Source organism: Providencia sneebia DSM 19967, from assembly GCF_000314895.2.
In the GTDB taxonomy this organism is placed as follows: Bacteria; Pseudomonadota; Gammaproteobacteria; order Enterobacterales; family Enterobacteriaceae; genus Providencia; species Providencia sneebia.
In genome coordinates this window covers 737,527-750,925 of sequence record NZ_CM001773.1, presented here as the reverse complement: position 1 = coordinate 750,925, position 13,399 = coordinate 737,527, and the positions used below count along the sequence as shown (strand labels likewise).

At 38.9% G+C, this 13,399-nt stretch carries 13 protein-coding genes; 6 read left to right on the top strand and 7 right to left on the bottom strand.

Translation table 11 applies throughout. The features are described 5' to 3' along the window. The first annotated feature begins 2 nt into the window (after window positions 1-2). Window positions 3-1,472 carry a PTS N-acetylmuramic acid transporter subunit IIBC gene (gene murP / locus OO7_RS03015; RefSeq protein ID WP_008914491.1) on the top strand — a complete coding sequence of 490 codons (1,470 nt, stop codon included), beginning with the start codon at window positions 3-5 and terminating at the stop codon, window positions 1,470-1,472. Between the two features lie 99 nt (window positions 1,473-1,571). On the opposite strand, the gene OO7_RS03010 is transcribed toward murP, so the two are convergent. Then, window positions 1,572-2,177 carry a LysE family translocator gene (locus tag OO7_RS03010; RefSeq protein WP_008914490.1) on the bottom strand — a complete coding sequence of 202 codons (606 nt, stop codon included), beginning with the start codon at window positions 2,175-2,177 and terminating at the stop codon, window positions 1,572-1,574. A 93-nt stretch (window positions 2,178-2,270) separates the two neighbouring features. Between OO7_RS03010 and OO7_RS03005 the strand changes: the two genes are divergently transcribed. From OO7_RS03005 to OO7_RS02995, 3 genes are read left to right on the top strand one after another with little or no spacing between them, the layout of a single operon-like run. After that, on the top strand, window positions 2,271-3,254 hold the full coding sequence (locus OO7_RS03005; RefSeq protein ID WP_043892784.1) for a hydrolase: 984 nt from the start codon (window positions 2,271-2,273) through the stop codon (window positions 3,252-3,254). Beyond that, entirely contained in the window at window positions 3,251-3,469 is a 219-nt protein-coding gene (locus tag OO7_RS03000; protein WP_008914488.1) for a YheU family protein, read from the top strand. Before OO7_RS03005 ends, OO7_RS03000 begins: the two co-directional genes overlap by 4 nt. Before the next feature lie 34 nt (window positions 3,470-3,503). Then, window positions 3,504-4,370: a phosphoribulokinase gene (locus tag OO7_RS02995; RefSeq protein WP_008914487.1), complete on the top strand. Its 867-nt coding sequence runs from the start codon at window positions 3,504-3,506 to the stop codon at window positions 4,368-4,370. Between the two features lie 69 nt (window positions 4,371-4,439). On the opposite strand, the gene OO7_RS02990 is transcribed toward OO7_RS02995, so the two are convergent. Then, window positions 4,440-4,844 (bottom strand): OsmC family protein, encoded by a 405-nt coding sequence (locus OO7_RS02990; RefSeq protein WP_008914486.1) that lies wholly within the window; start codon window positions 4,842-4,844, stop codon window positions 4,440-4,442. 428 nt (window positions 4,845-5,272) lie between these two features. Here OO7_RS02990 and crp point away from each other — a divergent pair, with 428 nt between their 5' ends. Further along, a complete protein-coding gene (crp, locus tag OO7_RS02985; RefSeq protein WP_008914485.1) occupies window positions 5,273-5,905 on the top strand; it encodes a cAMP-activated global transcriptional regulator CRP in 633 nt (210 codons plus the stop codon). A gap of 144 nt (window positions 5,906-6,049) precedes the next feature. On the opposite strand, the gene OO7_RS02980 is transcribed toward crp, so the two are convergent. The 3 genes from OO7_RS02980 to ppiA all read right to left on the bottom strand — a co-directional run bounded on the left by OO7_RS02980 (window position 6,050) and on the right by ppiA (window position 8,904). Next, window positions 6,050-7,264 (bottom strand): aspartate aminotransferase family protein, encoded by a 1,215-nt coding sequence (locus OO7_RS02980; RefSeq protein ID WP_008914484.1) that lies wholly within the window; start codon window positions 7,262-7,264, stop codon window positions 6,050-6,052. A 126-nt stretch (window positions 7,265-7,390) separates the two neighbouring features. Continuing rightward, a complete protein-coding gene (locus tag OO7_RS02975) occupies window positions 7,391-7,966 on the bottom strand; it encodes an aminodeoxychorismate synthase component II (RefSeq protein ID WP_008914483.1) in 576 nt (191 codons plus the stop codon). Window positions 7,967-8,331: 365 nt separating this feature from the next. Beyond that, window positions 8,332-8,904, bottom strand: coding sequence for a peptidylprolyl isomerase A (gene ppiA / locus OO7_RS02970; RefSeq protein ID WP_008914482.1), 573 nt, complete (start codon window positions 8,902-8,904; stop codon window positions 8,332-8,334). A gap of 355 nt (window positions 8,905-9,259) precedes the next feature. Between ppiA and yihA the strand changes: the two genes are divergently transcribed. Continuing rightward, complete coding sequence (yihA, locus tag OO7_RS02965) at window positions 9,260-9,871, top strand: ribosome biogenesis GTP-binding protein YihA/YsxC (protein ID WP_008914481.1); 612 nt, start codon at window positions 9,260-9,262, stop codon at window positions 9,869-9,871. Window positions 9,872-9,988: 117 nt separating this feature from the next. Here the strand turns inward: yihA and spfP are convergent, their stop codons facing one another. Both spfP and polA read right to left on the bottom strand, forming a co-directional pair. Further along, entirely contained in the window at window positions 9,989-10,036 is a 48-nt protein-coding gene (gene spfP / locus OO7_RS17680) for a small protein SpfP (protein WP_438361642.1), read from the bottom strand. Between the two features lie 315 nt (window positions 10,037-10,351). Further along, window positions 10,352-13,138 carry a DNA polymerase I gene (polA, locus tag OO7_RS02960; protein ID WP_008914480.1) on the bottom strand — a complete coding sequence of 929 codons (2,787 nt, stop codon included), beginning with the start codon at window positions 13,136-13,138 and terminating at the stop codon, window positions 10,352-10,354. Window positions 13,139-13,399: the final 261 nt, after the last annotated feature.

Here is a 13,399-nt window from a genome sequence, read left to right as displayed (position 1 = left end):
CCATGGCTAAAATAACAAAAGAGATGATGCAGCAAATTCTGCAACAGATCGGTGGAAGTGCAAATATTAAGCATTGCGGCAACTGTATGACCCGCTTACGCTTAACATTAAATAATGATCAACTTGTCGATAAAGCTGAACTTAAAAAAATTCCAGGAGTACTGGGCGTTATTGAAAGTGATGAACAATTACAAATTGTTCTTGGTCCCGGCAAAGCACAAGCAGCTTCTGATTTAATGAATCAAATGTTGGAAAGTGGTGAGGCTGAATCCGTTGCTCCCGCGACATCCACACAAGATCTCAATGAAATTGCATCGGCTAATAAGCAACAACTAAAAAAGAAACAAACAAGCGCTGTTCATCGCTTTTTATCAAAATTTGCCACAATATTTACCCCATTAATACCCGGCTTTATTGGCGCAGGTTTATTAATGGGATTAGCATCACTGCTATCATTATTAGTGGCTAATGAAGAGTTATTTCCAGTCGGTTCACAACAAGCACACTGGCTTGCGAGTTTAATTGCTTATATGGCAGTATTTGGGAAAGCCCTATTTACTTTTATGGGACTTCTCATTGGTTACAATGCGCAAAAAGCATTTGGTGGTAGCGGCGTTAATGGTGCCATTATCGCGGGGTTATTTATTTTAGGTTATGATCCTGAAGCAACCAAAGGTTTCTATTCTGGCATGACTGACTTCTTTGGTTGGTATATCGACCCAAGAGGGAACATTATCGGGATCTTAATTGCCTGTATTTTTGGTGCTTGGGTAGAAAAACAAGTTCGTAAATTTATCCCAGCAAGTTTAGATATTATCCTCACGTCAACAATTACCCTGCTGATTGTTGGTGCCGCTACCTTTATCTTTATCATGCCAGTAGGTGTTTGGCTGTTTGAAGGCATGTCTTGGTTATTTATGCATTTGAATGGTAATCCAATTGGTACAGCTGTACTTGCGGGTCTCTTCTTAATTGCAGTTATGTTTGGTGTGCATCAAGGTTTTATTCCTGTTTATGTCGCACTTGTTGAAACACAAGGGTTTAACTCTTTATTCCCTATTCTTGCGATGGCGGGCGCAGGGCAAGTTGGTGCAGCACTTGCATTATATGTCAAAGCGAAAAAAGGTTCGGTCACGCGTGGACAAATTGGTGGAGCATTATTCCCAGGGTTCTTAGGTATAGGTGAACCATTAATTTATGGTGTGACACTCCCTCGCGTTAAACCTTTTATCACCGCATGTTTTGGTGGTGCAGCAGGTGGTTTCTTTATTGGCGCAATCTCTTGGATGGGCCTACCTGTTGGACTAAACACAGTATTCGGACCTTCAGGGCTTATTGCTATCCCACTGATGACATCTGCGCAAGGTGTTCTTTCAGGAATGGCTGTTTATATTGGTGGATTAGCCGTAGCGTATATTTGCGGATTTATATTTACCTATTTCTTCGGCAGCAAAGATGTAGATTTAGATTAATATTTAATTTTCTATCAAACCGCTGGCAAGTACATTTTGTTTGGCAGCAATCGTGATGGATTTAAAAAATTGGGGGAGCTATGCTTCCCCAATTTATTTTTACTCTAACCAAATTAATGGTACGCATGCGGCCGTTAATAAACCCATCACTAAATTAAAAATAAACCACGCATTACGGCTACGAAGAAAATAGCTAATTAATGTTCCTCCAGCCATCCAAATAAATCCAGCAACCAAATTAACAATCAAGATGGCAATGCTCATCACAATAATTGATTGAGTAAACAACTCATTTGGTAAACTGTAGCTGCCAACAGCCCCTAAGCCCATCATCCAAGCTTTTGGATTTAAAAACTGTAATAATCCGCCTTGATACCATTTGACATTCTTAACCGCGGTGCTCTGTGTGTTTAAGGGTGAATAACTTGCGGTTGCTGTTTTCCATGCTAGCCATAATAAATATAGGCTACCAGCCACTTTCATTACGGTATGTAAAGCAGGATATAATAATAAAAGTGCAGCTACACCAAAGGCAGAAAAATAGAGTATGGATTGCATGCCCAGCATAATTCCAAGCAATAACGGAATACTACGCCGAAAACCATAATTTGCAGTACTGGATGTTAATAACATATTATTAGGACCCGGCGTTACTGCTGCGATAAACAAAAACGTAAAAAGAGAAAAAATTAACTCTGAGCTCATTTATAATTAAATCCGATGATAGGTTCCTTGCATCATAGAAAAATAACAGTATGTTATGTGACCCACAAGAGCATCACTAAATAAATTATGGCTATATCAGACAACTTCCATCCAATTAACTGGGCTAAAAATCCACACTTACAAACATTACTGCCAAGAATTTTTCGGCGTATACCGAAAATTAAACCTTTTTGGCAGCGGCTTGAGTTACCGGATGGTGATTTCATTGATCTTGCTTGGAGTGAAGACCCAGAGTTGGCATCGGCTAAACCGCGCTTAGTAATTTTTCATGGTTTAGAGGGTAACTTTAAAAGTCCTTATGCTCATGGAATGCTTGAAAGTGCCAAAAAACATGGTTGGCTTGGTGTCATTATGCATTTTAGAGGCTGTAGCGGAGAACCTAACCGCCAAAAACGTATTTACCATTCAGGCGAAACGAGCGATGCACGCTACTTTTTACATTGGCTAAAACAAACTTGGGGTGATGTACCTACTGCGGCCGTTGGCTACTCACTCGGCGGCAATATGCTTGCCTGTTATTTAGCCGAAAATGGCGATAAAGCAGATATTGATGCTGGTGTGGTTGTTTCCGCACCATTAATGTTAGAACCTTGCTCAATTCGTATGGAAAAAGGCGTTTCACAGTTCTATCAGCGCTATTTGCTCAATGGATTAAAACGCAACGCAACGCGAAAACTCGTACATTACCCCGGCTCTTTGCCACTAAACTTATTACAACTCAAAAAATTAAAACGCATTCGCGAATTTGATGATGTCATTACATCTAGGATCCATGGCTTTGAAAATGCGACAGATTACTACCAAAAATGTAGCGCATTACCCAAATTACCCCAAATTACTAAGCCAACATTGATTATCCATGCAAAAGATGATCCTTTTATGGCACCTGAAGTTGTGCCTGATTTAACGCAACTACCGCCTAATGTTGAATATCAAATGACAGAGCATGGCGGACATGTGGGGTTTGTGGCTGGAACATTTAAAAATCCAGTGATGTGGTTAGAACAGCGTATTCCACAATGGTTAACACCTTATTTGGATGAAAAAAAATCATGATTATTCCTTGGCAAGAATTAACACCTGAAACATTGGAAAATTTGATAGAAGCCTATGTGTTACGTGAAGGAACAGATTACGGTGAGAATGAAAAAACCTTGCAACAGAAGGTTGAAGATGTGAAACAGCAGTTAGTTTCTGGAAAAATTGTGCTAGTCTGGTCTGAGTTGCATGAATCTATTAACTTTATGCCTGAGAATCAATTTCGCCCATAAAAAGTGAACATAAGCGCAGCATAGGGAGCCGTTGATGTCTAAAAAACACCCGATCATCGCCATTACAGGTTCTAGTGGTGCAGGAACAACCTCAACTAGCCAAGCATTTCGCAAAGTCTTTCATCAATTAAATATTCAAGCTGCAACCTTAGAAGGCGATAGCTTTCACCGTTATACTCGCCCTGAAATGGATATGGCTATCCGTAAAGCAAAAGAGCAAGGACGACATATTAGCTATTTTGGCCCTGAAGCCAATGACTTTGCGCTATTAGAACAAACTTTATTGGATTATAGCCAGCATGGTCATGGAAAATCCCGTAAATATCTTCATACCTATGATGAAGCAGTTCCTTATGGCCTACAGCCCGGAACATTTACACCATGGGAACCATTGCCTGAAAATAGTGATGTTCTGTTCTATGAAGGATTACATGGCGGTGTGGTCACACCTGAAAATAATGTTGCACAACATGTTGATTTACTTGTCGGTGTGGTGCCGATTGTTAACTTAGAATGGATCCAAAAGCTTATTCGGGATACCACAGAACGCGGGCATTCTCGTGAAGCTGTTATGGACTCCGTTGTGCGCTCAATGGGCGATTATATCAACTACATTACGCCACAGTTTTCTCGTACTCATATTAATTTCCAAAGAGTACCTACTGTTGATACCTCAAACCCTTTTTCCGCCAAAGCCATTCCAACACAAGATGAAAGTTTTATTGTTATTCGTTTCCGAGGGCTTGAACAAATAGACTTTCCTTATTTACTTTCTATGTTAAGTGGTTCATTTATTTCAGCAATAAATACCATTGTTGTTCCGGGTGGAAAATTAGGGCTCGCCATGGAACTTATCATGACGCCTTTAGTTGAAAAGTTAATAAGACAAAAACATGATTAAAGATGAGTGATGCTTATTTTATTTAAAATAATAAGCATCACCAATAAAAATATATTTTTAATCTGATAATTACGGTGTTTTAATTTCAAAGCTATGACTTATTTTTACGGCTTTTTCTAACATTAAAGATACAGAACAATATTTTTCAGCTGAAAGTTGTACAGCACGTTCGACGACTTTTTCTGTTAAATCATTCCCAGTAACAATAAAATGCAGATTAATGTGGGTAAAATAACGAGGTGCTTCTTCACGGCGCTGAGATGTTAATTTAACTTCACAACCACAAATATCATTACGGCCTTTTTGTAAAATAGAAACGACATCAACAGCACTGCATCCACCGGCGGCCATTAATACCATTTCCATTGGGCTAGGTGCTTTATCACCAGAGTTACCATCCATCATCAGTTGATGACCAGACGCTGATTCACCGAGAAAAGAAAGTCCCTCAACCCATTTCACTCTTGCTTCCATATTTTATCCCCTATAGAAAAATTTTATTTATACCTTAAATAACTAAAGTTGTATGTAAGCGTTAAATAAACATCTATCAATAATATGATCCCAGATAAATTGCCAATCCTAACTTTCTATTTATGATACAAATTAATAAATAGCTCAACAGCGAAAACGTGTTATAACATAGAAACGAGATACACTTTATATTCACATTAATTATGCTGAATCGATAAAATAGAGACAATCTAGATTGAATATGTTAAAAACAGGCATTCACCTGATAGGGTTAAGATCAAAACTCATCGTTTCAATTGATTATATGATAGTGTCACTATTAACTTACTCCTATATAGCATCTTATATGCTAAGATAGTGACTTTAAAACAAGCCTTTCTGGTTATCGCAAGCCGGATGGCTGTATTAACATACAGAGGATAACGCTAATGATTCTCGGCAAGCCACAAACAGACCCTACTCTTGAATGGTTTTTGTCACACTGCCATATTCATAAGTATCCATCCAAGAGCACTCTGATCCATCAGGGTGAGAAAGCAGAAACCCTTTATTACATTGTGAAAGGTTCGGTGGCTGTTTTAATCAAAGATGAAGAAGGTAAGGAAATGATTCTCTCTTATTTGAATCAGGGAGATTTCATTGGTGAACTCGGATTATTTGAAGAAGGGCAAGAACGTTCAGCATGGGTTCGAGCAAAAAGTGCCTGTGAAGTTGCTGAAATTTCATATAAAAAATTCCGCCAGTTGATTCAAGTAAACCCAGATATTCTTATGCGCCTTTCTGCGCAAATGGCAAGTCGCCTACAAACTACATCAGAGAAAGTAGGTAACCTTGCCTTCCTTGATGTAACAGGCCGTATTGCACAAACATTGCTTAATTTGGCAAAACAACCTGATGCAATGACACATCCAGACGGAATGCAAATCAAAATTACTCGCCAAGAAATTGGGCAAATCGTTGGTTGCTCACGCGAAACGGTGGGCCGCATTCTGAAAATGTTAGAAGATCAAAATTTGATTTCGGCACATGGTAAAACTATCGTGGTATACGGTACGCGTTAATCACGCCAATTAGCCTAGAATTTATTTTAAATTAACCCGTTATCATTGATATCGGGTTAATTTTTGTGCCTATTTTTTTGAATAGCATGGAATAAGCATACAACTCCCTCAATAAAATTGTTATTGAGGGAGAAGCCAACCAAATTAAGCTAAAACTTTTTCTAGCGCTTTATCCAGTTTAGCCATGCCACTTTTCATCTCTTCTTCAGAAATAATCAATGATGGCGTAAAACGTAATACATTTGGCCCAGCATTAAGCATCATCAAACCTTCGTCAGCACATGCTTGCAGAATATCTTTTGAATGGCCTTGTAATTTTCCTGTTAGCTCTGCGCCAATTAATAGCCCTAAACCTCTAATTTCAGAAAAAACATGATATTTATCATTCAATTGATTAAGTGCTTCGACGAAATATTCTCGACGCTTTTCAACACCATCAAGCACTTCTGGCGTATTGATGATATCAAAAGCGGCATTGCCCACTGCACAAGCTAGCGGATTACCACCATAAGTCGTGCCGTGCGTTCCCAATCCCATCACTTTAGCAATTTTATCCGTCGTTAACATTGCACTGATAGGGAAACCACCTCCTAATGCTTTAGCTGTGGTCAAAATATCAGGCGCGACACCATAGTGCATATAAGTAAATAGCTTACCTGTACGACCCATACCGCTTTGTACTTCATCAAAGACCAGCAAAGCATTGTTATCATCACATAACTGACGAACACCTTGCATAAATTCCTGAGTCGCCGCAGTAACGCCGCCTTCCCCTTGTACCGGTTCTAACACAACGGCACATGTATTTTCATCAATAACCGCTTTGACGGCATCAAGATCATTGAAAGGAACGTGAATAATATCCGCAGGTTTTGGACCAAACCCATCAGCATATTTTGCCTGCCCACCGACAGACACAGTAAAGAAAGTACGCCCGTGAAAACCCTGTTTAAACGCAATTATTTTGGTTTTATAAGGACTATATTGGGTAATGGCATAATGACGAGCAAGTTTAAAAGCAGCTTCGTTCGCTTCTGCTCCTGAGTTGGCAAAAAATACACGTTCAGCAAATGTTGCTGCAATGAGTTTTTGCGCCAATCGCAAAGTTGGCTCGTTAGTAAAAATATTACTGACATGCCACAATTTTTCGCTTTGTTCGCGAACTGCTGATACTAAAGCAGGATGACAATGACCTAATGCTAAAACGGCTATTCCACCAGCAAAATCAATGTATTCTTTACCTTGCTGATCCCAAACTCGACTGCCTTCTCCACGCACAGGAATAAATTCAGCTGGAGAATAAATAGGTAAAATCACCTGATCATAAGTTTGCCGATCTACTGCTTGTTGCTCTTTCATACCCCTCACCTGCTTTTTATCTGCTGCTTAAGTGAAAATATAATCATTAAATATGAATAAAAAATCACAAAAGAGCAAGTGCAAAGCAAGTGATAGGATGAATTTTATTTTTTAGAGGCGCAATAATTAATACTTTAAAAAGTTATTTAATAATTCATGACCTTGTTCACTCAGAATACTTTCTGGGTGGAACTGAACACCTTCAATTGGCAAGGTTTTATGACGAATACCCATAATTTCGTCAACATCACCATTATTCAGTGACCATGCGGATACATCAAAAGATGCGGGTAATGTTTCCGCAGCAATAACAAGCGAATGGTAGCGTGTTACCGTTAATGGCCGATTAAGCCCTTTAAACACGCCTTGATGGTTATGATGGATTGCAGATGTTTTGCCGTGCATCACTTCTCGCGCTTTCACAACTGATGCCCCGAAGGCTTGACCAATTGCTTGATGACCAAGACAAATCCCTAAAATCGGGATCTTTCCGGCAAAATACTTGATAGCTTCAAGTGAAATTCCCGCTTCATCTGGCGTGCAAGGCCCAGGTGAGATCACAAGGTGTGTAGGCGAAAGCGATTCTATCTCTTCGATAGAAATTTCATCATTACGCTTAACCAGTACCTCTATATCCAATTCACAGAAATATTGATACAGGTTATAGGTAAATGAATCGTAATTATCAATAAGTAAAAGCATAGTAGCCTATCCGACTGATTTTTATCATTATATGTTATCTACGCTGATATAATTTATTGTTTTTAACGGCAATATTGCCGATTAAAAAAACAGTAGATGATAGCAGCGGGCGGCTATCATATCACAGCCGAAGCAGGAAAATAGCCTATTTAAGTCAAGTAATCTTATTTAACTAAACTCATTTCTATATAAGAATCATACAATTATATTTACATCCTTATAACAAATGATAATGAATATCATAAACTATAAGTGAGAAATCGTTAGAATTATATTTAAGAAACTATGTTTGAGAGGTAATTTGAGAAAGGAGTCATATTAAAAATGGGTAACTCTCGGATGTTACCCATTCTTTGTGCACCCAATTAAGGCTTTTTAATAATTTCAGCAGAAATAATTGAAATTGGGTCAACAGGAACATTTTGGTAAGGCCCTACATTCTCTGTTTTTACTTTAGAAATTTTATCAACTACATCCATTCCTTTGACAACTTTTCCAAAAACGGCATAACCAAAATCACGTTGGCCGTGATCTAAAAAAGCATTGTCCGCGACGTTGATAAAAAATTGGCTCGTCGCACTGTCTTTATTTGCAGTACGCGCCATAGAAATCGTGCCACGCAAATTACGTAACCCGTTATCAGCTTCATTCTTAATTGGAGCACGAGTTTGTTTTTGCTGTAGATCTTTGTTAAAACCGCCACCTTGGATCATGAAACCTGGGATCACACGGTGGAATGTTGTTCCATTGTAATAACCTTCATTCACATACTGTAAAAAGTTCTCAGTCGTGACAGGTGCTTTTTTATCATTAAGCTCTAATTCAATATTCCCCATAGAGGTAACCAATTTCACATAGGTTTCGCCCGCTGCAAAAACGAGTGAGGAAGTACTGATAGCACAGACTGCCAGCAAAGGCACAAAAATTCGTTTTAACATTCAAGATCCCTTTCTTTATAGCTTAATAACTTTTAACTTGCCAATTCTAGAGCGTAGATAAAAAGATTGCTAAAGATTTACCTTTATTTACGCCAAGAATGCCATAAGATATCAATATATATTTATATCTTATAGAAAATAAGATCCACAATTATTTAACATTATCTATTTGAAAATAAAATACATATTCTAGGTGTATCACTTTTTATGAATCTTATCTTAAATAATTTTTACCTAGATAAAAGATATCGATATATCCAACAATCTTATCACTCCCAGCATGACTGGTGGCTTTGTTAGCTGGCAGTCGCTATAATCCTCCAGCCTTAAAAGGCAAGCTCAGGGAGAACGACCAATGACAATCAAAACCCATAATTACCACATGACAAAATTTGTCATCAGTGCACCCGATATTCGCCATTTACCTAAAGATAGCGGAATTGAAGTTGCCTTTGCAGGCCGCTCAAATGCGGGAAAATCGAGTGCGCTCAATGCACTAACACAGCAAAAAGGCTTAGCTCGTACGAGTAAAACACCAGGCCGTACTCAATTAATCAACCTTTTTGAAGTTGAAGACGGTATTCGTCTTGTTGACCTTCCAGGCTATGGCTACGCTGAAGTGCCTGAAGATATGAAACGGAAATGGCAACAAGCGCTTGGAGAATACCTACAAAAACGCGAGTGCATTAAAGGGCTTGTCATATTAATGGATATCCGTCATCCACTAAAAGACCTTGATATGCAAATGATTGAATGGTCTGTTGCGATGGAAGTCCCTGTTTTAGTCTTACTGACAAAAGCAGATAAATTAGCTTCCGGTGCAAGAAAGAAACAACTCATGGAAGTACGACAAACTCTTGAGCCGTTAGGTGGAGATATTGAAGTCGAATACTTTTCTGCATTGAAAAAGATTGGCATAGATAAACTACGCATTAAGCTCGATCACTGGTATAGCAACCCAGTTTAAGCCCTCCTCTTTTTTCTTGTACGTCAGTTTACTGGCGTACAATAGAATTTCAGCTACTTACTGAATTTTAAGCAAAAAAATGCTCCAGTCAAAAACTTTGACTGGAGCAGCTAATATTCAGCTAAATCCGATTACGTGAAGTAAAAGGTCTGAAAGATAGAACATCTTACCTCTGTACCCTACGTGAGCTATTTTACTTGATTCTGTACATTAAAAAAAGACTTTCTGTAATTTTTTTTCAAAGCTAACTACGATTCAGCAAAATCATTTCTGCTAAAATCGCCAGAAAACGTATTTTTATTACATATTTATGAGAGATAAGTCGCATAAAAAACTAATATTAAATTATCTTTGTATCTCAAAAATATATTGGCTTAATCGCCAACCAAGAATTAAAAAAGCGGGAAAAATAGACTTTATCCCGCTTCTTTATCAACAACTAAAAAGTTGCCATTTTATTGTAAATTCATGGGTTATAAATTAATGAGCTTCATCCCAATTATTACCAACACCAACATCGACTTTTAATGGCACATCTAACTTCATGCTAGCTTCCATTAACTCACTAATTTTGCTGGTAACCTGCTCTAAATCAGATTCTTTTACTTCGAACACTAATTCATCATGTACCTGCATTAACATATCAGCAGCAGGTTTTTCAGTCTGTAACCAGCTATCAACTGCAATCATTGCCTTTTTAATAATGTCCGCCGCTGTACCTTGCATTGGCGCATTGATAGCTTCACGCTCAGCAGCTTTACGGCGAATCGCATTTTTCGATTTAATATCAGGCAGGTACAACCGGCGCCCATCAAGTGTTTCAACATAACCTTGTTCAGCAGCTTGATGACGTGTGTTTTCCATATAGCGAAGAACACCCGGATAACGTTCAAAGTACAAATCCATATAACGTTGAGCTTCACCCCGAGGAATGCCTAATTGGCGAGCCAGTCCAAATGCGCTCATGCCATAAATAAGCCCAAAGTTAATTGCTTTTGCACTGCGGCGTTGGTCACTAGTCACTTCATCAAGAGGCACACCAAAGACCTCAGAAGCGGTCGCTCGGTGAATATCTTTACCTTCAGCGAAAGCGTTAAGTAGCCCTTTATCTTGTGACAGATGCGCCATGATGCGCAATTCAATTTGCGAATAGTCAGCCGCAACCACTTTGTAACCTTTACGGGCAATAAAAGCTTGGCGAATACGACGCCCTTCTTCTGTCCTCACTGGAATATTTTGCAAATTCGGGTCACGCGACGACAACCGCCCTGTCGCAGTAACAGCTTGATGGTAAGAAGTATGCACACGCTGCGTTTTTGGATCTATCATCTGCGGAAGTTTATCGGTGTAAGTTGATTTTAACTTCGCAAGACTACGATGCTCCAATAATAATTTAGGTAGAGGATGAATAGGAGCCAACTCTTCCAAGACTTCTTCATTTGTTGATGCCGCACCACTTGGTGTCTTTTTCACCACCGGAAGTTGTAGCTTTTCAAATAAAATAACCTGTAGCTGTTTTGGTGATGCGAGGTTAAATTCTTCGCCTGCTAATGCAAAAGTTTCTTTTTCAATATCAGCCAAACGCGCTGTTATCTCCTGAGATTGTGCGGCTAAAACATTCGCATCAATCAAAACACCTTTACGTTCCATTCTTACTAATACAGGAACTAATGGCATCTCTATCTCATTAAATACTTTTGCAAGTGTTGGCTCAGCCTCTAGTTGCGGATATAAGGCTTGATGAAGCAATAACGTGACATCTGCATCTTCAGCAGCATAATTTGCGGCTTCTTCAAGTGCAATTTGGTTAAAGGTTAACTGCTTTTTCCCTTTACCCGCAATCTCTTCAAATGAAACTGTTTTATGATTAAGATGGCGTTCAGACAAGCTATCCATATCATGTCGACCAATCACACTGTTTAATACATAAGATTCCAGCATAGTATCAAACTTCATTCCTTTCAGTTCGATACCATAATTTTCAAGAACTTCTGCATCATATTTGAGGTTTTGACCCACTTTCAGCACTTTTTCACTTTCGAGAAGTGGCTTCATTAATACAAGCACTTCATCTAATGGCAATTGAACGGGTGCATCAAGATAATCATGACCTAATGGCAGATAAGCTGCGCGCCCTGGCTCAATAGCAAATGACATACCAACGAGGTGAGCTTCTTGTGTATTTAAGCTGTCGGTTTCTGTATCAAAAGCAAATAAAGGTGCCGCAGATAATTTTGCTAGCCAACGTTCCAAATCAGCCTTATCCAAAATTGTTTCATAATTTTCTGCACTCAATATTGGTGCAGCAATAGCTTCTTCAACCTTCTTTGAAACAAAACTCGTCGCAGGCGTAAAGACTTTCCCACTTTTGTTTTCCATCCAAGTGCCATTTTCAATATCAGCAAGCCAGCGTTTAAATTCGTAGCGGCTAAATAATTGATGAAGCTTATCAACATTAGGATCAGCGACAACTAACTCTTCGCAACTTTTATCCAATTCAACGTCAGTCTTAATGGTGGCTAATTGATAAGAAAGAAATGCCAATTCGCGGTTTTCTTCCATTTTTGGCGCTAACGTTTTTGATCCGCGAAAACCTAAGCCCGCAATGTCATCCAGTGAATTGTAGATTTTGTCTAAGCCACCAATGCCTTGCAACAACGCTAATGCCGTTTTCTCACCAACACCCGGAACACCAGGGATATTGTCTGATGAGTCGCCCATTAAGGCGAGGAAATCAATAATCAATTCAGGTGGAATACCATATTTATCTTCGACTTCTTGAGGGCCCAAAATTGTGTTATTCATGGTGTTAATCAGAGTGATATTCGGCTCAACTAACTGTGCCATGTCTTTATCACCTGTACTGATTAATACTGGTATACCATTTTTACTGGCTTGACGTGCAAGGGTACCAATCACATCATCAGCTTCAACACCAGAAACAACCAATAACGGTAAGCCCATTGCTTCAACCATTTCATGCAATGGTTCTATTTGCTCACGTAGATCGTCAGGCATTGGTGGGCGATGAGATTTATAACTTTCGAATAATTCATCACGAAATGTTTTTCCCTTAGCATCAAAAACGACAGCAACATGGCTAGGCTTATATTGCATGATCAAACTACGCAGCATATTGAGCACGCCATACATTGCTCCTGTTGGTTCGCCTGCGCTATTAGTTAATGGTGGGAATGCGTGATAAGCACGATACAGGTAAGATGAACCATCTACCAAAATAAGGGGATTGTCTGCTATCTGAGCCATAATATGTCATCATCTTTTTATCGGGAATAATGGGGAATAGGATGCCACAATGTGCCCTGCGATACACCTGTGTTTCTACTTTGCTAGCAATATTCTCTACAAATATCTTCTTTTCAATGGATTATTTTGCCCTGAATTTGACTTGTCATTTCATTGATAACCTGTGGATAACTCTGTGAGCAAAATAAGGTTGTGCCTTATATTCAATAACTAAGAAAAGATCAAGAAATAAAACAAGAAAATAAAATCAATAACTTAGCT

Coding starts and splice junctions, on each gene's coding strand:
- murP (WP_008914491.1), top strand. CDS start 3: ATGGCTAAAATAACAAAAGAGATGATGCAGCAAATTCTGCAACAGATC.
- OO7_RS03010 (WP_008914490.1), bottom strand. CDS start 2,177: ATGAGCTCAGAGTTAATTTTTTCTCTTTTTACGTTTTTGTTTATCGCA.
- OO7_RS03000 (WP_008914488.1), top strand. CDS start 3,251: ATGATTATTCCTTGGCAAGAATTAACACCTGAAACATTGGAAAATTTG.
- OO7_RS02995 (WP_008914487.1), top strand. CDS start 3,504: ATGTCTAAAAAACACCCGATCATCGCCATTACAGGTTCTAGTGGTGCA.
- OO7_RS02990 (WP_008914486.1), bottom strand. CDS start 4,844: ATGGAAGCAAGAGTGAAATGGGTTGAGGGACTTTCTTTTCTCGGTGAA.
- crp (WP_008914485.1), top strand. CDS start 5,273: ATGATTCTCGGCAAGCCACAAACAGACCCTACTCTTGAATGGTTTTTG.
- OO7_RS02980 (WP_008914484.1), bottom strand. CDS start 7,264: ATGAAAGAGCAACAAGCAGTAGATCGGCAAACTTATGATCAGGTGATT.
- OO7_RS02975 (WP_008914483.1), bottom strand. CDS start 7,966: ATGCTTTTACTTATTGATAATTACGATTCATTTACCTATAACCTGTAT.
- ppiA (WP_008914482.1), bottom strand. CDS start 8,904: ATGTTAAAACGAATTTTTGTGCCTTTGCTGGCAGTCTGTGCTATCAGT.
- yihA (WP_008914481.1), top strand. CDS start 9,260: ATGACAATCAAAACCCATAATTACCACATGACAAAATTTGTCATCAGT.
- polA (WP_008914480.1), bottom strand. CDS start 13,138: ATGGCTCAGATAGCAGACAATCCCCTTATTTTGGTAGATGGTTCATCT.